The organism is Moraxella sp. CTOTU47618, from assembly GCF_032017425.1.
Taxonomy (GTDB): domain Bacteria; phylum Pseudomonadota; class Gammaproteobacteria; order Pseudomonadales; family Moraxellaceae; genus Faucicola; species Faucicola tetraodonis.
Window position 1 is genome coordinate 354,504 of record NZ_DALZPW010000001.1, and the last position, 22,866, is coordinate 377,369.

At 43.1% G+C, this 22,866-nt stretch carries 21 protein-coding genes and 1 pseudogene; 16 read left to right on the forward strand and 6 right to left on the reverse strand.

The window, feature by feature from the left end; translation table 11 throughout:
- Positions 1-85: 85 nt before the first annotated feature.
- From RTS09_RS01585 to fdx, 7 genes and pseudogenes are all read left to right on the forward strand, one after another.
- Positions 86-517: pseudogene (locus tag RTS09_RS01585) on the forward strand (Rrf2 family transcriptional regulator); the annotation flags it as partial.
- A 179-nt stretch (positions 518-696) separates the two neighbouring features.
- A complete protein-coding gene (locus RTS09_RS01590) occupies positions 697-1,914 on the forward strand; it encodes an IscS subfamily cysteine desulfurase (protein WP_312533615.1) in 1,218 nt (405 codons plus the stop codon).
- A gap of 80 nt (positions 1,915-1,994) precedes the next feature.
- Positions 1,995-2,378 (forward strand): Fe-S cluster assembly scaffold IscU, encoded by a 384-nt coding sequence (gene iscU / locus RTS09_RS01595; protein ID WP_007116687.1) that lies wholly within the window; start codon positions 1,995-1,997, stop codon positions 2,376-2,378.
- Positions 2,379-2,481: 103 nt separating this feature from the next.
- Complete coding sequence (iscA, locus tag RTS09_RS01600; RefSeq protein WP_219332926.1) at positions 2,482-2,823, forward strand: iron-sulfur cluster assembly protein IscA; 342 nt, start codon at positions 2,482-2,484, stop codon at positions 2,821-2,823.
- A 53-nt stretch (positions 2,824-2,876) separates the two neighbouring features.
- Positions 2,877-3,509, forward strand: a complete 633-nt coding sequence (locus tag RTS09_RS01605; RefSeq protein ID WP_312533622.1) for a Fe-S protein assembly co-chaperone HscB — start codon at positions 2,877-2,879, stop codon at positions 3,507-3,509.
- A gap of 176 nt (positions 3,510-3,685) precedes the next feature.
- The gene (hscA, locus tag RTS09_RS01610; RefSeq protein WP_312533624.1) at positions 3,686-5,644 is read left to right on the forward strand and encodes a Fe-S protein assembly chaperone HscA; all 1,959 of its coding nucleotides are present in this window, start codon (positions 3,686-3,688) and stop codon (positions 5,642-5,644) included.
- Positions 5,645-5,683: 39 nt separating this feature from the next.
- Positions 5,684-6,022 carry an ISC system 2Fe-2S type ferredoxin gene (gene fdx, locus RTS09_RS01615; RefSeq protein ID WP_036597564.1) on the forward strand — a complete coding sequence of 113 codons (339 nt, stop codon included), beginning with the start codon at positions 5,684-5,686 and terminating at the stop codon, positions 6,020-6,022.
- A 131-nt stretch (positions 6,023-6,153) separates the two neighbouring features.
- On the opposite strand, the gene RTS09_RS01620 is transcribed toward fdx, so the two are convergent.
- Positions 6,154-8,022 carry a SurA N-terminal domain-containing protein gene (locus RTS09_RS01620; protein WP_312533626.1) on the reverse strand — a complete coding sequence of 623 codons (1,869 nt, stop codon included), beginning with the start codon at positions 8,020-8,022 and terminating at the stop codon, positions 6,154-6,156.
- Between the two features lie 193 nt (positions 8,023-8,215).
- Complete coding sequence (locus RTS09_RS01625) at positions 8,216-9,907, reverse strand: ATPase (RefSeq protein ID WP_312533629.1); 1,692 nt, start codon at positions 9,905-9,907, stop codon at positions 8,216-8,218.
- Between the two features lie 222 nt (positions 9,908-10,129).
- Here RTS09_RS01625 and RTS09_RS01630 point away from each other — a divergent pair, with 222 nt between their 5' ends.
- The 6 genes from RTS09_RS01630 (at position 10,130) to RTS09_RS01655 (ending at position 15,512) form a co-directional block, all read left to right on the forward strand.
- Positions 10,130-10,828, forward strand: a complete 699-nt coding sequence (locus RTS09_RS01630; RefSeq protein ID WP_007116680.1) for a DUF8198 family protein — start codon at positions 10,130-10,132, stop codon at positions 10,826-10,828.
- Between the two features lie 86 nt (positions 10,829-10,914).
- Positions 10,915-11,946: a bifunctional demethylmenaquinone methyltransferase/2-methoxy-6-polyprenyl-1,4-benzoquinol methylase UbiE gene (gene ubiE, locus RTS09_RS01635; protein WP_312533632.1), complete on the forward strand. Its 1,032-nt coding sequence runs from the start codon at positions 10,915-10,917 to the stop codon at positions 11,944-11,946.
- Positions 11,947-11,949: 3 nt separating this feature from the next.
- The gene (locus RTS09_RS01640) at positions 11,950-12,405 is read left to right on the forward strand and encodes a hypothetical protein (protein ID WP_312533635.1); all 456 of its coding nucleotides are present in this window, start codon (positions 11,950-11,952) and stop codon (positions 12,403-12,405) included.
- Between the two features lie 15 nt (positions 12,406-12,420).
- Positions 12,421-13,062: a hypothetical protein gene (locus RTS09_RS01645; RefSeq protein ID WP_312533638.1), complete on the forward strand. Its 642-nt coding sequence runs from the start codon at positions 12,421-12,423 to the stop codon at positions 13,060-13,062.
- 158 nt (positions 13,063-13,220) lie between these two features.
- Positions 13,221-14,885 carry an ABC1 kinase family protein gene (locus RTS09_RS01650; RefSeq protein ID WP_312533641.1) on the forward strand — a complete coding sequence of 555 codons (1,665 nt, stop codon included), beginning with the start codon at positions 13,221-13,223 and terminating at the stop codon, positions 14,883-14,885.
- A gap of 6 nt (positions 14,886-14,891) precedes the next feature.
- Positions 14,892-15,512, forward strand: a complete 621-nt coding sequence (locus RTS09_RS01655) for a hypothetical protein (protein ID WP_312533644.1) — start codon at positions 14,892-14,894, stop codon at positions 15,510-15,512.
- 18 nt (positions 15,513-15,530) lie between these two features.
- Here the strand turns inward: RTS09_RS01655 and RTS09_RS01660 are convergent, their stop codons facing one another.
- The 3 genes from RTS09_RS01660 to rubA all read right to left on the reverse strand — a co-directional run bounded on the left by RTS09_RS01660 (position 15,531) and on the right by rubA (position 18,229).
- On the reverse strand, positions 15,531-16,496 hold the full coding sequence (locus tag RTS09_RS01660; protein WP_312533646.1) for an alpha/beta fold hydrolase: 966 nt from the start codon (positions 16,494-16,496) through the stop codon (positions 15,531-15,533).
- Between the two features lie 95 nt (positions 16,497-16,591).
- Entirely contained in the window at positions 16,592-18,043 is a 1,452-nt protein-coding gene (locus RTS09_RS01665; protein ID WP_312533648.1) for an FAD-dependent oxidoreductase, read from the reverse strand.
- A gap of 21 nt (positions 18,044-18,064) precedes the next feature.
- A complete protein-coding gene (gene rubA, locus RTS09_RS01670; protein ID WP_036589380.1) occupies positions 18,065-18,229 on the reverse strand; it encodes a rubredoxin RubA in 165 nt (54 codons plus the stop codon).
- A 379-nt stretch (positions 18,230-18,608) separates the two neighbouring features.
- Between rubA and RTS09_RS01675 the strand changes: the two genes are divergently transcribed.
- Entirely contained in the window at positions 18,609-19,145 is a 537-nt protein-coding gene (locus tag RTS09_RS01675; RefSeq protein ID WP_312533650.1) for an adenine phosphoribosyltransferase, read from the forward strand.
- Positions 19,146-19,260: 115 nt separating this feature from the next.
- On the opposite strand, the gene RTS09_RS01680 is transcribed toward RTS09_RS01675, so the two are convergent.
- Positions 19,261-20,199 (reverse strand): transaldolase, encoded by a 939-nt coding sequence (locus RTS09_RS01680; protein WP_312533653.1) that lies wholly within the window; start codon positions 20,197-20,199, stop codon positions 19,261-19,263.
- Between the two features lie 423 nt (positions 20,200-20,622).
- Between RTS09_RS01680 and pheA the strand changes: the two genes are divergently transcribed.
- Both pheA and hisC read left to right on the forward strand, forming a co-directional pair.
- The gene (gene pheA / locus RTS09_RS01685) at positions 20,623-21,723 is read left to right on the forward strand and encodes a prephenate dehydratase (RefSeq protein WP_050324445.1); all 1,101 of its coding nucleotides are present in this window, start codon (positions 20,623-20,625) and stop codon (positions 21,721-21,723) included.
- 54 nt (positions 21,724-21,777) lie between these two features.
- Positions 21,778-22,863, forward strand: a complete 1,086-nt coding sequence (gene hisC, locus RTS09_RS01690; protein ID WP_312533656.1) for a histidinol-phosphate transaminase — start codon at positions 21,778-21,780, stop codon at positions 22,861-22,863.
- Positions 22,864-22,866 lie beyond the last annotated feature (3 nt).

Here is a 22,866-nt window from a genome sequence, read left to right on the forward strand (position 1 = left end):
ATAATAGCCATACCAACCATAAAACGTGTTTTCACAGCTTACTGTGCTTGAACGGATTTAAATTTTTAACTTAAGTGGGGCTACTATGCGATTGACAACCCGAGGACGCTATGCAGTGACAGCGCTGCTAGATTTGGCATTGCAAGAGCAAAAACATGAATTGGCTGTGTCATTGTCTGATATCGCAAAACGTCAAGAAATTTCTATTTCTTATCTTGAGCAGTTGTTTTCAAAGCTGCGTAAAAAAGGGTTGGTGGTGAGCACTCGCGGTGCATCAGGCGGTTACCATATTGCCAAACCCATCAATGAAATCTCGATTATGACCATTATTTCAGCGGTTGATGAGTCGGTGGATGCCAGAGCTTGCGAAGGTAAGGGCAACTGCCAAGACGGCGCCATGTGTTTAACCCATGATTTATGGAATGGATTGTCTGAGCAAATTGAAAACTATTTGTCCACCGTAACACTAGATACGCTCATCAACCGTCAAATTATCCGTGAAATTTCTGAGCGTCAAATTTTGATGGTTGAAGATATGCAGCATAAGGAGCAATCTGCGGTAAATCCGATGACAGAGGCACCCGTATCGCAACGAGCAAAGCATAGCACCACTAAAGTTAGTAATATTAGTAACAATCATTCATTAGCTGATAACAGCAAAACCTTAAAACAAAATTCTGGGGAGAATTTGTTAGCATGAATAAATTAGTCTATTTAGATTATGCCGCGACCACACCAATTGATGAGCAAGTCGCCCAAAAGATGATGAAATACATGACCTTTGATGGCGTGTTTGGTAATCCTGCTTCACGTTCGCATGGGTTTGGTTGGCAAGCTGAAGAAGCGGTTGAAACTGCCCGTGAGCAAATCGCGGAGTTAATCAACGCCGATTCACGTGAAATTGTATTTACTTCAGGTGCTACTGAGTCAGACAATTTGGCGATTAAAGGTGCGGCGCAATTTTATAGCGGTAAAGGCAAACATATCATTACCAGTAAAATTGAACATAAAGCCGTGCTAGACGTCTGCCGTGAATTAGAAACAGAAGGTTTTGAAATTACCTATCTAGACCCACAGCCAAAGACAGGTCTGATCACGGTTGACCAAGTTAAAGAGGCTATTCGTGAAGATACTATTTTAGTGACCCTAATGATGGTGAACAACGAACTTGGCACTTTAACAGATGTTGCGGCAATTGGTGAAATCACACGTGAAAAAGGTATTATTTTTCATGTTGATGCGGCGCAGGCAGCCGGTAAAACTCCGATTGATTTAGAACAATTAAAAGTTGATTTGATGAGTTTTTCTGCGCATAAAATCTATGGTCCCAAAGGTATTGGTGCTTTATATGTTCGCCGTAAACCACGTGTGCGTCTAAAATCACAAATGCAAGGTGGCGGTCATGAGCGTGGTATGCGTTCAGGTACTTTGGCAACGCATCAGATCGTGGGAATGGGTGAAGCCTTTGCCATTGCGGGCAAACGTATGGCAGAAGATGAAGCCAGACTGACAAAACTGCGTCAACGTCTTTGGGATGGCTTAAAAGAGCTTGATGAAATTTATCTGAATGGTGACATGAATCACAGTATTCCAAATATCGTCAACATCAGCTTTAACTTTGTAGAAGGCGAATCGTTGATGATGTCATTGAAAGATTTTGCCGTGTCATCGGGTTCTGCTTGTACGTCAGCGACGCTTGAGCCTTCCTACGTATTACGCGCGCTTGGATTGTCAGATGAGCTTGCTCATAGCTCAATTCGTTTTAGTTTGGGTCGCTATACGACCGAAGAAGATGTTGACCATGCAATTGCTGAGATGCGAACCGCGGTTGAAAAATTACGTGCTTTATCACCGCTTTGGGACATGTACCAAGAAGGCGTTGATTTAAATAGTGTGGAATGGAACGAACATTAATTTGTATTAAAAATTTATTTAATTTAATAAGTAAAGATTAGTCAGTTACGTTTGACGTAACCAGCCAAAAGGAAAATGAAATGGCCTACAGTGATAAAGTGCTTGACCATTATGAAAATCCACGTAATGTGGGAAACTTAGATAAAGATGCCAAAAATGTCGGTACCGGTATGGTTGGCGCGCCAGCCTGTGGTGATGTGATGCGCTTGCAAATCCAAGTGGGTGATAACGGTATCATTGAAGATGCGCGCTTTAAAACCTATGGCTGTGGTTCAGCCATTGCCTCAAGCTCATTGGTGACAGAATGGCTTAAAGGCAAAACTCTGGATGAAGCTAGCGCGATTAAAAACAAAGACATCGCTGAAGAGCTGGCATTGCCACCTGTTAAAGTGCACTGCTCAGTGCTGGCAGAAGATGCCATTAAAGCAGCGATTGAAGATTATAAATCCAAAGCTGAAGCTTGATTGATTTCACGATTGTCATAGCCTTATTGATTTATCCTCAATAAGACTGTGTGTGAGTCGCTCAAAGTGACTGGCCTAAAGATTTAAATGATTGCAGATTGACATGAGTAAATGGGGTAGTAAAGTGATTGAATTATCAAACGATGCAGCTGAACATGTACGCGATTTTTTGCAAAACCGTGGTCATGGTGAAGGTATCCGTGTAGGTATCCGTACCGCAGGTTGTTCTGGTTTAGCTTATGTGCTGGAATTTGTTGATGAGCCAGACCCTAACGACCAACGTTTTGAAAGCAATGGGGTTAGTGTATTTATCGATCCAAAAAGCTTAGTTTATCTTAATGGTTTGAAAATGGATTTTGTCAAAGAAGGTCTCAATGAAGGCTTTAAATTTAGTAATCCAAACCAAAAAGGTGAGTGTGGCTGTGGTGAATCTTTCACCGTTTAGTTTTTAATATTTTTTTTGTCAGTATAGTGATGGCTCGGTAGGGGAAGTTGAAAATGGTTAATTATTTTGAATTGATGAATGTACCCCAACAATATCAAATTGATATCGCCAAACTTCAGCAGACCCTTCGCCAACTTCAATCTAAGTTCCATCCTGACAACAATCTTGATGCGTCTGTAGCTGAGCAAAACCTTTCGCTATCTGCTAATACGGATGGTTTTTTGCGTGAATCAATCGCCAAATTATCCGCACTAAAGCCTGAGCAAGCGTCTGCTATTATTAATGAAGCCTATAATACGCTTAAAAACCCCGACTCTCGCGCGTCACATTTATTGGCACTCAAAGGCATTTCACAATCTATTAATCAGCCGATTCGTGATTTGGACTTTTTAGACGATGCCATGTCATTTCGCATCGATTTAGACGATGCTGATAGCCAAAGTATTACCTTGCTTAGCAAAAAACTTACCGAATGGCTAAATAATTATCAACTTGCTTTTGACGAGGTTTACCAAAAAATTGATAATTCAACTGTAGCTGAGGCTAATGATGATGCCTTAACGAAACAGGCGATAGATATTATTCAAAAACTGCAGTTTTTGGTTAAACTGCAAGCAGATGTAGCAAAAACCACCGATGAATTAGCCCAGCAGAATTTTGATAATGATGACGATCTCTACGTGTAAATCATGATTAAAGGGTAAGTTGTCATAGCGTTTGTTAATTTATTTGGTTTATCATATTTTTAATTTATAATACCATCCGTTTTGACTTTCTATAAAGATACAAACTAAGCTAAAGATATAAACTAAGCTGGTTTTATTTTCAAATTATTTTTTCTTTTTTTTAATTGGTCCAATTTATGTCGTTATTACAAATCGCTGAACCCAATCAAAGTGCCAAGCCCCATGCGCATCGTTTTGCTTTAGGAATTGATTTAGGAACCACGCGTTCACTGGTAGCGGTAGTCCGTTCAGGTGAGCCACAAGTGATTGGCGACAAAGTTAGCGAATGTCAATCTAACGACAATAACACCAATGATAATAACGACAGTCCATTTGCCAATCAGGTAAAAGGTATCGATTGCCAAAAGCTTTTGCCCTCGGTGGTGTATTTTGGCTTAGATGACAATGGCAATCCAGAAACTTTGGTAGGTAGTCATGCTGAAGCCATGGCAGAACAAGCACCAAATCATACTGTACGCTCGGTCAAACGGTTTATGGGTCGAAGCATCAAGGATATTAAGTTCAATCATCCTTACGAATTAGTCGGCGATGTCGATGTGATGCCAAGTATCCAAACCCCACAAGGTGCCAAAAACCCTGTTGAAGTATCAAGTATCCTGTTAAAACATCTGTATGATCGGGCAAAATTGGCGTTACCTGACAATAGTATTGTGGGTGCGGTGATTACGGTGCCGGCTTATTTTGATGAAGCACAGCGCCAAGCGACTAAAGATGCGGCTAAATTGGCAGGCATTCATGTGATTCGATTATTAAACGAGCCGACGGCTGCCGCGATGGCGTATGGGCTCAACCAAGCACAAGACGAAGCATATCATCTCATTTATGATTTGGGTGGGGGCACGTTTGACGTATCGGTGTTAAAGCTCAATCAAGGCGTGTATGAAGTGCTGGCAACGGGCGGTAATAGCGCACTGGGTGGCGATGATATTGACCGCCTGATTGCTAATTGGCTCATTCAACAAACAGGCTTGCATCCATCAAACATTGATAACCATCAAAAACAGCTGCTAAACGTACAGGCTCGCACCCTCAAAGAACAGTTGTCAAAAGTAGAGCAAGTGACTGCCAAGCTTTCAATTAGCGGTCAAGCTTTTGACATTGTGTTAACCCAAAGCAATCTTCGTCAAATCATCCAGCCTGTGACTGACCGTACATTAGCGGTTTGTGAGCAAGTGCTACGTGATGCTGGACTTGAGACGTCCCAGCTTGATGAAGTGGTATTGGTAGGTGGTTCGACACGAATGCCATTGATTCAGCAGATCGTGGCAGAAACGTTTAATCAGCCGCCACTGTCACGCATCAATCCCGATGAAGTCGTCGCGTTAGGCGCAGCCAAATATGCTGGCCAATTAATCGGACAACAGCAAGATACGGTGTTGCTGCTTGATGTCACGCCTTTATCCTTGGGGCTTGAGACCATGGGCGGTCTCACCGAAGTGATTATTCCGCGTAACACGCCCATTCCTGTAACGCGTAAACAGGTGTTTACAACCTATCAAGATAACCAAAATGGTATGATTATCCATGTGGTACAAGGTGAACGCGATACGGTGGCTGACAATCGCTCGTTAGGGCAGTTTAAACTGACTGACATTCCAGCGATGAAAGCAGGGTTGGCGCGTATCGAAGTTACTTTTCAAATTGATGCCAATGGTCAGTTAACCGTCTGGGCTAAAGAGTTGACAACGGGCAAAGCAAGCCAAATTCAAGTCAAGCCGTCTTATGGGTTGTCAGAAGATGAGCAGGAAAAACTGCTCAAAGCAGGCTTTGATTTTGCCATGCAAGATCGACTGCAGCGCAGCTTGATTGAAAGTCAGGTAGAAGCAAAACGAGAATTGTTGGCGCTAGCATCCGCGCTTGCAGAATTTGGCTTTTTGTTAAGCGATGCGCAGAAAAATACGCTGCAAACCTCGATGGCTGATGTTCAACACGCGATTGATGGTGCTGAACAAGCCCAGTTAGAAACAGCGAGCGCGCAGCTAAAAGTTCATAGTGATGATTTTGCTGCACTTATCATGAACCAAGCGGTCAATGAAACCATGAAAGGCACTTCAACCGCGGATTGGTCAAATTAATTTTAAATACATAAGACTATTAATCGTTAAGAGATTGCTATGCCGAAAATTACTGTATTACCGCATCACCAAATTTGCCCTACTGGCGCAGAGATTGAACTCAATGAAGGCGATAATCTATGCCGTGGTTTGCTAGAAAAAGGCGTGAAAATTGAGCATGCTTGTGATATGTCAAAAGCTTGTACTACCTGCCATGTTATCGTGCGAAAAGGGTTTAATAGCTTGGAGGAAATGGACGATATCGAAGCTGATTTGCTAGATCGTGCTTGGGGGCTAGAGCCAGATTCAAGACTGTCTTGCCAAGTCATCATTGAAGATCAAGATTTGACGATTGAAATTCCAAAATATACCATCAATCACGCCTCTGAAAATCATTAATACCAACCGATAAAAAAAGGCTTACTAATCATGGTTAGTAAGCCTTTTTTGATGGCGCTACGTATCGCTAAACACTCTTTATTGCTAGAACAAGGCGCTGACTCATTCAGCGCATATTTATTCATAGCATATTATGGCGCAGCAGTCTGCGGTTTAACCGTGACTTTAGTGATGGATTTTAAGTATGCTAAATAATCCTCAAACTGAGACTGACCGATATTTTCGCGCACGATTTGGGCAGTTTGTTGTTTGACTTCGGGTGTGATTTGCGCGTTGTCATTGCTAATAACCCCACCAACAATCACGCTCGCACCCGATACAGTAGGCCGCGTCATGACCGCTAGTTGATTGTTCACAGCAGGTTGACTAAATGCCACACCACGCTCGTCATCGCTGAGTTTGCTATCTTGACGAGTCACAATCCCCAAATCTTGGAATGGTGCACCCGCCGCCGCAATTGAATTGGCTTGTTTGACTTTGGCAGCGATGGCATTGGCCTCTGCCACGGCTAAACTTTTTGCTTTCTCTTCAATAAGCTTGGCTTTGATAACCGGCTCAGCTTCTGCTTGTGTCATGAGTTTGCTAGTGCGGTGATTGGTTGATTGTAACCATACCACTTTATCAGAGACATCTATGCCGACTGACACACTGCCTTCTTGCAGCGCGAGTGGCTCAAATGCTGCCGCTACAATAGCAGGTTGATTGAGAGCGGAAGAGTTATTGGTTTTAGGGTAGTTTTTAATCGATTTGGCGGTTAATTTATAGCGATTGGCAAGCTCGGTGATAGTAGCGCCAGCGACTGCGTCATTGTTGATTTTACCAATCAAATCTTGATAGGCGGCTTCGCGCTTTTGCGCCATAATTTGTTGGGTTAACACAGGCGTCAAGCTTTCAATGGTTGGTGGGGTTTGACCATTGATTTTTACCAATTTAAATAAATGATAGCCATAGTTGGTTTTGATGGGGCCGGTGACTTGACCGACTTTTAGAGTCTTGATTTGGGTCATGATGGTGTCATAATCATTGGGGAACATCGATTGGGTAATCGGACCGATGTTACCGCCATCGTTTTTACTACCTTCATCTTGCGAGTACTGTTTGGCAAGTGCCGCAAAATCCGCTTGATTGGCATCAAGCTTACTTTTTAATGAGGTTAAGGTGGCTTGTGCTTGACCGCCATTCATCAAAATCATTGCCAATTCGTATTCGGTTTGGTTGTTGCTGTTTTTCAAATAGGTTTGATACTGTTGCTGCAATTCCTGAGCCGTTGGGGCAGCAACAGGCAGGGCATTTTTATTGAGTTCTAGATAAGTTAAATCCACCATCTCACTAGATTTAAGTGTCGCTTGATTTTTTTGATAATAACTTGCAATCTCTTGCGGCGTCACTTGCACCTGCGGCGCAAAGCTGTGCCAGTCCAAACGCAGCACTTGCACAGGGCGCGACTCAGACTGCATTGACATAAGTTTATCAATACTCCCTTGCGCAAAAATCCCTGTATTAATGATACCGCGGCTAAAGGCAGTCACCAACAAGTCTTGACGGACCGAATCAAATAATTGTTCTTTGGTCATGCCGCGACTGGTTAAATAGCTAGCAAACAACTCGTTAGAAAATTTTCCGCTGGCGTCTTGGAAGGTTTTTTCTGCCATCAACATTTGGGTAATGGTGGCATCGGACACAGTAAAACCAAGCTGGTTGGCTTGGTTGATAATCAAATAACGGTCAATCAAATTGTGCAGCATCTGCTCACGTAATTTATCGCTATTAAGTAGGCTTGCATCGCCATTCACTTGCTCAAGCAACGTTTCGCGGCGATTGTTAATCATGGTTTGCAAGGTAGCATTATCGATATTTAACTCTGCAACTTTGGCGACAGCATTGGGGTCATCTCCGCTACGGACAATTGACTCAAAACCCGTGATGGCTAAAGGAAGTAAAAAAAGAACGAGCAAGGCTTTGCCCATCCAACCTTTCAAAAAATTGCGTAAAGATTCCATATTGCTCACTTGCAGTTTAGATGGATTTATTAAGGATAACTAATCAGGCTAAATAATCAAATCAAACACGATATTATAGGGGAACTGTCCACCAAAATCATTATCTTTCATCAAGTTGGGTAGACAGTTTTAAGATATAGCAAAATAGTAAAAAGGCAGCTTATTAGCAATTTATAAATTTTTAGATAACGCGTTATAAATTCTTAGATAGCTCGGAAATAATAGCGTCAAGGATTTTGAGTCTTGCGCTATATTTATCATCGGTGGCAATCACATACCAAGGGCGTTTTTTATGGTGGGTTAAATGAATCATGTCGGAAGCGGCTTGCACGTACTCATGCCATTTGGCGCGGTTACGCCAATCATCATCGGTAATTTTAAACTGCTTATTGGGCGTCTCTTCACGCGCTTTAAAGCGTTTAAGTTCTTCTTCTTCACTGATAGCGAGCCAAAATTTGACCACAATGGCATTGCTCTGTACCAAGTCGTTTTCAAAGCGATTGATTTCGTCATAAGCACGTTGCCAGTCTGCCTCTTTTGCAAAGCCCTCAATACGCTCAACGAGTACCCGACCATACCAACTACGGTCAAAAATGGTCACTCGGCTATTATGCAGGCGTTGTTTGAGTAAGGCGACGCATTTATTGCGTTTGAATTTTTGCGATAAATACGCTATATCCACATCTGCCATTTCATCATGGGGCAGGCGCGTCCAAAAACGCCACAGATAGGCGTGTTTCAATTCATCTTCGGTTGGGGCAGAGATAGCGTGGATGGTAAATTCACGCGGGTCGAGTGGGGCAATGATGCGGCGTATCGCCCCGCCTTTGCCTGCCGCATCCATACCTTCGAATACAAAGATGATATGGCGCTGACCTCGCTCACGAATCAGTTCAGCGAGTATATGTTGTTTGCTATGCAGTTGTTTTTTATAATCTGCTTTTTCTAATGCGTGGGATTCGACGCTAACCAACTCATCAATTAGTGGGGTGGGTTTAAAAGGCAGTGAGGTGGGTTTAACAGGATTTTTGTCCGTTTTAGGGTTAGCTGATTTATCAGTTTTTGCTAGGTTGTCTTGGGCATCATTGGCTGCAGCTAGTTGGTTCATGGTTTGCAGCGCTGCTAATACAACATTCGCAAATTGGATATTTGAGGCATCGATATCTTGTCCATCTATGTGGTGCCAGCTTGATTGTAAGCGCATCAGCTTGCTGCTAAAGCGTTTGAAACGTTTCACATCTTTTTTTCGAAACCAATCTAAATGGTACAACTGCTCAGGGTCAGGCTCTTCATCGGTCAAGCGTTTTTTTAGCGTTTTGTTGTCGACTGAAAACCAGCATTTGACGATATCGGTGTTGTTATTGACCAAATCTTGTTCAAACGCCTCAATATCTTCAATCATTTGCTGTAAGCGCTGTTCATCTATATCATCGCCACAGTCAAACACATAACGAATCAAGTCAGCGTACCAGTTGCCAAAATACACGGCAATTTCACCCTTTCTAGGCAGTTGCCATGTGTGACGCTGCCAAATCGGTTGGTAGCGGCTGGGATGCTGTCCCATAGTGGCGTGAACCTTGATATAGCGTGCGTCCATCCATTCGGTTAGCGCTTTGACCGCTTCGCCTTTGCCCGAATTTTCCATACCATTCACCAAGATTAGTAACCCGCGCGAGTTTTTGCCAGCCCGTTGCTCGCGTAGGGTGGTTTGCTCGGTAATTAAGTCAAAACTTAATTGCGCCTCAAGCGTCGCAGGTGGCGTTTTGTGAGCGTTATCGGTTTTGGCAGATTTGGCAGTGTTATTAGTGGGTGCAGACGCGGCTGTATTATTATTCAAGTTGTTATCTAAGCTATTATCTAAACTGTTGCTATTTTGCGTTGGCATACGACCTTCTTAGGGAAATACCCGAAATTTTGCTAATGACCGCTTCATTTTTTTAAAAGATAGCAGTTATCCTACCGGTGAACAATTTACGATTTGTATTTTTGGTGGATTTACATTAAGGTAATGCGTCACAAAACTTCATTTTACTGTGGGTTTATACAATGGATAAACTGCAGTTTCTCTGTTTTGAATTTAAAAATTTTGCAAAAAAATCGAGGCCCTATGAGCAGCTTAAGCCAATTAGAACAAGATTTAAAACAATTTCGCGCCCTTCCATACCACAGCGATACCCAGTTAGCGCAAAAACTCAGTGAAGTACAAGCCTGGCAACGCGGTCGTATTCATAAAACCCACCAAGCGTTATTTGCCAGCGCCAACAACCAAGCCATGGGGGAATTTTTAATTGACCAACTATATGGGGGCGAAAAATTCAATGTGCTCGCTGAACAGCTAGAGCGCATGGTGCAAAAGGCTGAAAAATTAGAAAAATTTATCCCTGCCAATGCCGTGAGCACAGGGGCAGCCGGTATCATCGAAGCGATTAACGCCATTAAGCTTGATTTACAGCTTGCTCAGTATTTACAAGAAAATCATTTATCCGTGGATGAGCCATCCATGATTAAAGCCTATCAGTCCGTCAATGCAGAGTCCGCAAGACGCCAACAGATTGCTGACCTCAAACAAATGTGCTATCGCACGGATAAATATCTTAAATCATTTATCTTACAAAAAGCATTTTCACTCGCCAAAGGCACAGCGTACAAAAAAGGTTTTCAGCCGTTATATGACTTTATCGCCGAAGGTTTTGCTGCCATCAAACCGATTAAAAGTATTGGCGCCTTTATCGAGCCATTTTGTGAAAAAGAGTTGCAAATCATTACCAATGTGCATGCTGGCAAAGAACATCCTTTTGATGTTTAGTGATAAAATAGAAAAAAAATTTGCACGAACTTTGCGCTTTTAACTTTGCCAATTCTTGATTGGCGATGACCTCACTAGGAAACCACATGAACGACAATAACCATAATTCAATCCAAGACAGCTTGGTAAAAGACAGCCTCCAAGCCAATGACAAACTCAATAGCCAAGTACAACAGTCACTGACAGCTGACACCACCATCAACCGTCAATTTACTGGCACAGCTGATTTGCCAGAATCCGTGCCCCAAGGTCAGCAGCTCACTCGCCCTGCATCCGCTACCCCAAATGACGCTATCCCCAATGAGTTGTCAGCGCAATCAACTAGTAGTTTTGATAAATCAGCTATCGACAATCCGCACACTGAAGCCACTGATGGCAATGAAGAGACCCATTTTGGCTACAAAACCGTCAAAAAAGCTGAAAAACAACAAAAAGTAGCAGAAGTGTTTACCTCTGTGGCTAAAAAATACGACATCATGAATGATTTAATGTCACTGGGTATTCATCGTCTGTGGAAACGCTATGCCATCAGCCTAACGGGCGTGCGTGCAGGTCAACGGGTATTAGATATCGCAGGCGGCACAGGTGACTTGGCAAAAGCCTTTAGTAAAGAGGTGGGGCGCACAGGTCATGTGGTATTATCCGATATCAATGAAGCGATGCTAGAGGTCGGTCGTGAGCGTCTGCTCAATGCAGGTTGTAGTAACGTCGACTTTGTACTTGCCAACGCTGAGACGCTGGCACCATTTGAAGATGAAAGTTTTGATTTGGTGACCATCAGCTTTGGGCTACGCAACGTCACTGACAAAGACGCGGCACTGCGCTCCATGTATCGGGTGCTCAAAAAAGGCGGTCGCTTGCTGATTTTGGAATTTTCAAAACCGGTGTTTGAGCCATTTGGTAAAGTGTATGATTTGTATTCGTTTACCGCATTGCCACTCATGGGTAAATTGGTGGCGAATGATAGCGAAAGTTATCAGTATTTGGCAGAGTCTATCCGTATGCACCCAGACCAACGCACCCTAAAAGGCATGATGGAAGACGCAGGGTTTGTCAATTGTGACTATAACAACCTAACAGGCGGTATCGTGGCGGTACATCGTGGGTTTAAAAAGTAATTGATGAAACAGGAACTTTTTGTTGATTTACCGAGTATAAAAAAAATTAATCAACGAATTACCTTTTATATGACTGTAGGGTTAATGGTCTTGCAAGTTATTTTGCTGACCATTTCGGAAACTAACAAAGGGTTTTCGATACTTGTATTTTTAGTTGCTATTTTTAGTTTAATTGGAATTTGGACGAGTTATTTTAACAAAGTTAAACTGTATAAAAATCAACCTTATATCGTGCTAGACGACTTTGGTATCAAAGTTTTTAACCGTCATAAAACTGAGTACGCAAAATGGCAAGATGTACAAGCAATCCACCTGTATTTTCGTACATCGATAAATAACTATTATTTCATTCAAGCAGATACATATATTAGATTAGATAACAGTTTAATTAATTTAGACATGATAAAATTGCTAAAGAAAACTGCTCAAAATTATACTATCCCAGAATTTATCCCTTAACTTAAAAGGTAAAAAATGTTTACAGTTTTATTGCTTGCAGGGATTGAAAAAGTTATCAATCTTGTCATTACTACCGACCCCATCACCCAAGCAGGGTTACAACCGTTATCGGGTAAAGTTTTGCGCCTAGTGATGGCAGAGCCCGCCATTGAATTTGATACGATTTTTAATGATGACCATATCCGCTTTGAGCCTGTGACGGTTGATGTTTTTGAACCTAAGGGTAGCGCTGTGGTAAGCAAACCTGATTGTATGGTCAAGGTAGACAATCCTGTGCATTTGCTCAATTTGATGGGTGACCCACAAGGCAATCTGCCGATTGAGGGCGATTATAAAGTGCTGATGCAAGTCAAACAATTAGTCGCTGGGTTTGACCTTGATATCATTGGTAAACTGCAACCTTTGATTGGTCTGCCGATGGCAAGTCAATTGTCTAATCTGTTAGCCAACCTAAAAGGCACAATCGCTGCACCTGCCAAAGAGATGTTTGCCGATATTGCCAATATCAGAGAGTGGAAAACCAACGATGCAAGTACTGATGACAATACAGGCAATGAATTAAAGCAACAGCTACTAAAACTGCGGGCAGATATTGAACGTGAACAAGCCAGACTCGATGCCATCAAGCAACAGCAAGCGGCCTTATTGAGAAAGTAGATTGCAAAAGTAGATTGTAAAAGTAAATCCATTGCAAAAGTTGCTTTTGCACAATCAAAATGACGGGTTAAATCCCCGTCTTTTTTTTAACCATTAAAAAATTGCTTATATCATGCTAGAATTCCCACCATTGATAAGCTTTCTAACGAGTTGCCAACGTGTTACTAAATCATCGCAAACGTCTTTTACAACTGTGGCGCATTGCCGCTCATTATCGTGTTGATACCCATCTGCCTATTGAAGAGACGCCGCAGCTTGAGCCTATTGCCAAACTTATCCGTATGCACCCTGCCAGCTATTTTCAAAAACCGCATCCAGACGGGGTTAGGCTGGCGCTTGAAGAGATGGGCACGCTGTTTTTAAAATTAGGGCAGCTGCTTTCCACCCGTCGTGATTTGGTCACCCCTGAGATTATTGAGCAGTTGGTGCATTTGCAAGACAGGGTGAAACCCTTTAGTGTCGATACAGTTATCGAGCAAATTGAACAATCGACAAAAAAAGGCGGTTTGGGGCAAACTATCAACCAGTTATTTGCTAGATTTGATGGCACACCGTTAGCGGCGGCATCCATCGCGCAAGTACACACCGCACGCCTGCATGATGGGCGTGAAGTGGTAGTCAAAATAGTTCGCCCAACCATCCGTGAACAGATTATTGAAGATTTTGAATTATTGCGCGATTTGGCAGGGTGGGCATCGGCACGGATTGAAGCGGCGCGTGCCGTACATATTATCGATATCGTTGAAGATTATCGGCAAGTCTTGCTCAATGAGCTTGATTTAACCCTTGAAGCTGCCAATACCACCCAAATGCGTAACAACTTTTTGGGTTCATCGATGATGTATGTGCCTGAAGTGTATCAAGCGAGCAAAAACATCATGATTATGGAGCGCATTGTTGGGGTGCCGATTTCGCAAACCCAAGTGTTTGATGCGCTTGGATATGATAGGGCGGCACTTGCGGCAAAAGGATTAACGATTTTTTTCACCCAAGTATTTCGGGATAATTTCTTTCATGCCGATATGCATCCAGGCAATGTGTTTGTTGAAACGCTGCCAGCCGATACCCCAAATCCCAATCCCCGCTATATTGCCCTTGATTGCTCAATCGTGGGCGAGCTATCTAAAGCTGACCAAATGATTGTGGCAAGGCTTTTATTATCGGTGATAAACAATAACTTTACCGGTCTAGTGGATATTATCGCGCGGGCAGGCTGGATTCCACCCAATACCGATAAATATGCCCTCATGCGCGATATGCGCCGCACCGTGTCACCGATGATTAGTAAGCCAATCAACGATATTGATTTTGCAGGCGTGCTCATGTCGGTGCTTGATATTGCGCGTCGCTATCATTTGGACATACCGCCGCAATTAATGCTACTGCTTAAAACCCTAGTGCATGTGGAAGGTCTGGGACGGGATTTATATCCTGAGCTTGATATTTGGTCGCTCGCCAAACCGATTTTGACAGGGTGGGTGAAGCAACAATTTGACCCGATGCAAAAAATAGGTGAGCTACGCAAGCAATTACCTGAACTGTTACTGAGTCTCAATGACATGCCACAATTGCTGGATAACAGTTTGCAAAGTCTGTCAAATCTGGGTGGCCACCAAAATCAGCAGCTGCGTGAAATACAGCAAATTCGCTCAGATATGCTCAAAAGTCGTCAGCAGGATTGGCTGGCGCTGCTTGGGTTTGTGGGTTCATTGTTTATCGCGCAAATGATTGCCAGTCATGCCGTTTGGCAGGTGAGTAGCTGGCTTGCACCGATTTTTTATGTGATTGCAGTGCTGTTTGTATTGTGGCGGTTAATGGGGTAATTATGAATGGTAAAAACATTAGAAGATTTACAACCCCATACTCCCTTAATATTGCCGATTGTCATTTATCAGGAAAGACTCAGGAAAAATGAGTTTCATTTTCAGTATTTGGTTGGTTTGAGTTGTTTCACCATAGGATTGTATTTCTGTTATGTCATCGGCTCGTTAGCATTTAAAATTAACCATGATTTAATAACAACTGCTTTGTGGATACTATTTAATCCATTTACTGGGGTAGTATTTTGGTTAGGGTACCTTGCATTAACAGGGGCGAAAAAATCTTTAAAACGGTTTGACCAATTACCGCAACAGTTTGTCTTTGCCAACATTAGCCAAAACACAATTGAAATTTATTCTCATTTAAATGAGTTATGTTTTGATAGTACCTTTGACAATCTAGAATACTGTAAATCCCATGTTTTCAAAGGTACACACATTTTTGAAATTAAAGCAAAAAATAGCAAAAAATTCGGTTTTGGCGTTAGCAGTGAATTGACTTCAACAATAGATAATCAAGACTATAGACTAAAAGGCTATGATGTTGCCTATATAATTAACCTTGCCAAAAATCGAACTGACAAAGGTGTGATGCTATTTAAAAAAGGTCTATATATCAATGGTTATTAATTTAAGATTAAATAATATTTAGGGATTATTGTGATTAAAATAATGCTCAACCAATAACTTGACGATTAAAGGCACAAAAGGTTTTGCCAAATCATGTCCCATATCCTTTATCAAATGAAATTCACTGTGCGCAATTGCTTTGGCAATCGCTCGACCATGCGCCGATGGCACCAGCCCATCTTTTTCCCCATGAATGATAATGGTTGGCTGTTTGATTTTTTGGTCGAATTTAACAATAGAGCCAGTGGCTAATATCGCTTGCAGCTGCTGAAGCGCGCCACGTGGGTGATAACTACGTTCAAACCGCAAACGAATGAGCCGTTCTACTTCCTCTTCATCCACATGTTTGGGTGAGCCGATACGCTGCATACACCACACGCCGTATGCGACCACGTCATCAATTTGGGTGGTTTTGGGATGTGACAGTAGGGTTTGCAACTGCTTTGGCTTGGTGGGTGGTAAAAATGGCTTGTTGTTACTGGTAAACATGAGACCCAGTGTCGACACGCGTTTTGGGTATTTGGCAGCCAAAATTTGCGCAATCATCCCGCCCATGGATGCCCCCACCACATACACATTGTTCAGCGCTAATTTATCAAGCAAGCGGCGGGTATCTTCGACCATGTCAAATAAGTTATACGCCACAGGAAAATGACGGTTCGTCAAACCCACCTGCATACGCAGCATCATTTTGACATTGTTGATAGGAAAACGGGGGAAGGGTCGGGCGATTTTTGAGGATAGCCCGATATCACGATTGTCAAAACGAATCACAAAAAAGCCTGCATCAATCAAGCCTTTGACAAAACTATCTGGCCAAAACACCAACTGCGAGCCTAAGCCCATAATCAGCAGCAAGGGCGGATGATCAGGATTGCCACCAACTTCAACACACAGTTGTAATTCATCACCAATATCAATGATGGCACTTTGCATAAAGTCCGTAATCACTGAGGGTTCAAAATTAAATTTGGCTAAATCCATAATTTATTCCAAAAATATCAATCTGCTAGTGGGGTGTTGAATGAACTTGCCGCATTAGATGACGCGTTGCACCAGCGTGGCAACTAATATAGTTACTAAGACAGCCAATCCGCCACTTGCTTGGTTAACGTTAAGCGCTGTTTCGCTGCTTCTTTACCGGCTAATACAAACCCTAAGATGCTATTAGGATCATCTTTTGGATGGGCGGTCATGACCATGCCATCAGTGGTTGGGGTCGTTTGCCAATACAGTTGATCGTCACTGTACTGCCCTGATACAGGTAATACCACCAAAGGTAAACTAGGTGTTTTGATAGCCACTGGCATGGCAGGATACGCCACTTTGGTCGGCGCCATGTTAGGGTCAGCTAGGGTTTTTGCCAAGGCTTTGGCTTGGTTCATCAATGGCATGACATAGGGCATGTAGCTACCCATCACGTTGGCACAATCGCCAACGGCATAAATATGCTTTGCCGATGTGGCTAGATAGGCATCGACCTTGATGCCTTGCTGCACTGTTCTTGGCAAATGGGTTATTGTAGGATTGATGTGCTGTGACGATGCTATGGCAATGTTCGCTGATGCAGCAAGGTCAGTATTAGCCACCAAACCAATCGCTATCAAAACAATATCCGCTTCAAAGGTTTGTGATTGCTTATCCCTGTCAAACGAGATGGTCACGGTTGCATTATCGCTTGTTTCAATATTTGTAGTAATATTTTTATTAAGGTTTGTCGTGATACTGGTGATATCAGTGCCTAAGTAAAATGTCACCCCTGACTGAGTCAAAGCGTCTTGTAGCATGATACCCGCTTCGCTAGGGAGCTGCTGAGCCAGTGGGCGTGCCGCTTTATCAAAGAGAGCTACTGTGATGTCAGCGGTCTGGTTATCTGTATTTTGACCAATCAAATCATTGGCAAATTCACAACCAATCAACCCTGCACCAATAATCGCTACCTTAACCGGCGCTGATTTTTGAGATTTTAAGGTGTTGAGGCGCTGCTGAAAGCTTTTGTACTCATCTAAATGATTGACGGCAAAAATGGTTTGATGATTGACCGCTAGATTGGGTAACATTCTAGAATGCGCACCTGTTGCCAATACCAAATCTCGATAAGCAAGCGTTGTTTGAGAAGCTTCATTGACTAGCGAGTGAACCTCAATAACTTGTTCATCGGCATTAATATCAGTGACTTGATGAAAATTTAATAGGGTCAGGTTTAACGTTTCTGCCATTTTTGCCGCGCTCGCATTGGCGATAGAATCGGCAAGTTTGTTTTGCGCATAGGCATTTGACAAGGTTGGCTTAGCATAGCTATCACCACTGTCTTGACACACCATGACAATAGGCAAGCTAGTCGTTAGTTTTCTGAGCTCACGCGCTAGCGTATAACCCGCCATTCCTGAACCAATAATGATTACAGGTTGTGGTTCTGTATTTGACAGTTGCGCAATAGGCGCATCATTTGAATTGATACTGTCTAAGCTTACACTATTGTCGCTGGCACTATCGACACTCGCACTATCGGCATTGTTAGTTGATTGCATAATAAAACCCTATTATATTTATTATAGTTCAATCATTTCAAAGTCCACTTTGCTAACCCCACATTCAGGGCAAGTCCAATCTTCGGGAATATCTTCCCAGCGTGTACCTGGGAGGATGCCTTCTTCTGGGCAGCCCAATGCCTCATCATACACCCAACCACACACGATACATTGATATTTTTTCATTGGTAACTTTCCCTATGTTAGTGGTAACTTTTGCTATTGAAGATAAGGATAAAAATTGCAATTACAATGCCGAGCAGTATGTTAACCATGCAAAACTTACGCAATTACCTAAAAATTTAACTTGCGATAGTTTACAAGTATGCACTGAAACAAGCAAGCCAATGACAGGCAACATTCAATCCCATACCGCAAATTTTTAAATCAGTTCGCCCAAGCCTAGCCTATTAATCATGGTTAAAGTAAAGGCTTAACGCCATCCATGACCCTGATTGGCTCAGCAGGAAAAAATTGCTAGAATGAGGCACGCTTGAGCAATTTTTACTTACTTTTTACTTAACACTTACTTTTACTTAATTTTTTACTTAACTGGGTCAATCCTATGCAGCCGACTATCACCCCTGATTCACCACATCCATTTTGGCAAATCATCAGAGTGGTACCTGATTTTCCCAAACAAGGCATTGCGTTTTATGATATCACCCCATTATTGCGCGCTCACATCAATGCGGTAATTGATGCGTTACTGGCAGCGATACCACAGCCAGTATTCGATGCGGTTGATTGCTTTGGCGCCATTGAAGCACGGGGGTTTATTTTTGCTAGCCTGTTGGCGGGTCGAACAGGCAAAGGCATGGTACTGGTACGCAAAGAAGGCAAGCTGCCCCCGCCTGTGGCGAATAAAAGCTATGCGCTAGAGTATGGTAGTGATACTTTAGAGATGCAGGCGGGACTTGCGCCCGCTAATGTGTTGTTAGTGGACGATATATTGGCGACAGGGGGTACTTTGAGCGCTGCAGTGGGACTTTGTGAAGCCGCAGGGCATCAGGTGTTAGGCGCACTTGTATTGCTTGATTTGGTGGATTTGCATCAACCGCTTGCTATACCACTTTATACCGTGTTGCAAGCTAAAGGCTAGTGGGGTGGCATGGGGCTAATCATGACTAAAGGACATGATTAGCCGCTAACAAAAATTTAATGAACCAAGCTTCATCCATTAAAGTTTTAATGAATAAAGCTTTAATTAACAACACTTAGTTAACCAAGCCTCTCAAGGTTTGCTCTAACGCTTCTCTAGCTTGGATAAAGCCTTCAATACCAGCAGATAATAACGCTTGGCTGATAGGATCAAGCGCATGCTGCTCGGCAAATTGGGTCTCATCGAGGGTTTGTTTTTTGAGGTCAATAAATTTCATGTCTGGGAATAGCTGACGCTCGACTTTGACGTCCATCGTGGCAAGTTGGTCTAGCAAATCAGGCGCAATCGTTAATAAATCACAACCCGCCAATGCCAATATTTGCTCAATGCTGCGAAAACTCGCGCCCATGATTTGGGTGGTGTAGCCATGCTGTTTGAAGTAATGATAGATAGTTTTGACTGAGCTCACGCCTTTATCACGACTGATTTCGATGCTATCGAGTCCTTCATCTTTTTTCTGCCAATCCAAAATCCGTCCGACAAATGGCGAAATCAAGGTAACATCGGCATCGGCACAGGCTTGGGCTTGGTGCAAGCCAAATAGCAGCGTCACATTACAATGGATACCTTGTTGCTCTAGCGCTTTGGCGGCTTGGATGCCTTCCCAGGTGCCAGCGATTTTGATGAGTACGCGTTTTTTATCAATCCCAGCGGCTTCATAGGCTTTGATAAATTGCTGCGCTTTGACAATGGTGCCATCGGTATCATAAGACAACCTTGCATCCACTTCGGTGGAAACACGACCATCAATCAGTTTTAAAATTTCGGTGCCGATATAAATGGTGAGCTCATCAATCACCGCATCCATATCATTGGGGTGTTTTTTTAATGTCTCAATTAAAATAGGCTGCATTTGTGGCGCTGACAATGCCTTGGTAATCAAGCTTGGGTTGGTGGTCGCATCGACTGGTTTTAAGCGGGCAATCGCTTGCAAATCCCCAGTATCTGCCACAATGGTTGTCATCATTTTTAGTTGGTTTAAGCTGCTAGTCATGTACTTTCCTAAATGTCAAATTGCTGCATGTCTCTGATAACCTATCAGCGACAAAATGGTTCAGGGACAAAATAGTATGGTTTCATTCAATGTTGTTTAACCTATGTCAAAAGCTATCACAAACATTGTGACGATCGCTAGTTTTTTTTCTATTTTGCAAGTATTTGTTAAGCACCAAGCAGAAAAATCCAATTTTTTTTAGGGTATGCCAAAAATATTGTGTCTATATCACTATTTGTGATGAAAAAGCGCCGAGCGAAACTCGATTAACAGGCGTGATTTGTGCTAGTATTAGGCAATTTCTGCTATAAAGCCATTTGGTAACTTTGTATATTTCAAGGTATATTTCAAGCTAGGCTGCCTGTGATTTATGACCCTCAATCCTATCGCGCAGGTCAGTGTTGACTGTTGAGTTGTAATTTTATGAATGAACAAACGATGAGCAATGATGAATTAATTGGACTTCGCCAAAAAATCGATGAAGTGGATGAAAAAATCCAGCGATTAATCAACGAGCGAGCAGGCTATGCGGTGCAAGTAGCCAAAGCCAAAAAGACGCAAGAGGACAATCCGATTTTTTATCGCCCAGAGCGAGAAGCGCAGGTGCTAAAAAAAGTGATGGCGCGTAATGAGGGTCCACTCCCTGCCGATAAAATGGCACGTTTATTCCGCGAAATTATGTCAGTGTGTTTAGACTTAGAAGCCCCACAAAAAATTGCTTATTTGGGCCCTGCAGGCACCTTTACTCACATGGCAGCGCTAAAGCATTTTGGTAAAGCCGCCACGACCGTGCCGCTATCGACCATTGCTGATGTGTTTCGTGAAGTGGAAGCCGGCTCTGCGATGTATGGCGTCGTCCCTGTGGAAAATTCCTCAGAAGGCGTGGTCAATCATACCCTCGATGGCTTCTTATCCTCCGATCTGAAAATCATTGGTGAGGTAGAATTACCGGTGCATCATCAATTTTTGGTAGGTGAGCATACCAAAGTGGGCGCGATTTCAAAAATTTATGCCCACAGCCAAGCGCTCGCCCAATGCCGCCAATGGTTAGATACCCATTATCCCAATGTCGAGCGTGTGGCAGTCTCTAGCAATGGTGAAGCGGCGCGGCGTATCAAAAATGAGTGGCACTCAGCCGCGATTGCAGGGGAAGTGGCAGCAAGCGAATATAATTTGCACAAACTATTTGAAAACATCGAAGATACCCCGTCCAATACCACACGTTTTTTAATCATTGGCCGCGAAGCAGTAGCGCCGTCAGGTCAAGATAAAACCTCGATTTTAGTGGCAGCCAAAGATCAGGCGGGCGCGCTGATTCAAATACTGCAGCCACTGGCAAAACATGGCGTATCGATGACCAGTATCGAAACCCGCCCAGAGCGTCCAAACAAATGGGCTTATGTGTTCTTTATTGATATGCTCGGTCATATTGACGATGCCAATATGCAAGCCGCCCTCGCTGAAATTCGCCCCCAAGTCAAAGATTTACGGGTATTAGGCGCTTATCCAAAAGCGGTGATTTAACCGTTTTTGGCAATAAAATTTTATCAGTATCAATCATCAACTAAAGGTTTTGATATGACGATCCAATCGGTCAATCACAGTATTGAGCAGTTAAAAGCTTATGAAATGGATAAATCCAATGAAGAGCTGACACGTGAGTATGGCTTGGGTGACATCGTTAAATTGGCGAGCAATGAAAACCCAACGGGCTGCTCGCCACACGTGACCTTGGCAATCACGTCAAAATTGGGTGAGTTATCGCGTTATCCCGATGGCGCAGGGCAGGGGCTTAAACAGGCGTTAGCCGATTTTTTGGGCTGCGAAACAAAACAAATTGTGTTGGGGAATGGCTCTAATGAATTACTCAATAACATTACCGCAAGCTTTGCCGATGGCGATGATGTGATCGTGTATTCTCAATACGCGTTTTCGGATTACGAATTGGCGTCTTTGGGTATCAATGAGCGAACCCAACAAGTCGCTGCCAAAAATTTTGCTCATGATTTGCCTGCGATGCTTGAGACTATCAATCAAACCGCCAATTGTAAAATGGTGATTATCACCAATCCCAACAACCCCACCGGCACCGTGCTCGCCAAAGATGACCTGATTAAATTCATCAAAAAAGTGCCATCGGAGGTGTTGGTGGTGATTGATGAAGCTTACATCGAATTTGTGCCAACGCTCAGCTGTGTAGATTTGACCCAAGAGTATGACAATGTCATTGTGCTACGTAGCTTTTCCAAAGCTTATGGACTGGCAGCCTTACGCATTGGTTATGCGGTAAGCAGCGCAAGCATTGCTGAGATTTTAAATTATACGCGCCAGTCGTTTAATACCAGTACATTGGCGCATGCCGCCGCCACAGCAGCGATTAAAGACCAACATTTTATTAACCAATATTTGGCGTTTAACCATGAGCAAAAACAAGCCTTGTATGATGGCTTGGATAGCTTAGGTGTCGTCTATGTCAAATCGGCTACCAATTTTGTGATGGTTAATGTCGGCGATGGCATGGACATCTACCAAACATTGATTGAGCAAGGCGTGGTAGTGCGACCGATGGTTGGTTACGGTCTGCCAGCCTGGATACGTGTGAGTGTGGGTTTGCCTGAAGAAATTAACCGTTTTTTAGATACGTTGGCGCAGGTATTGAGCTAGGCC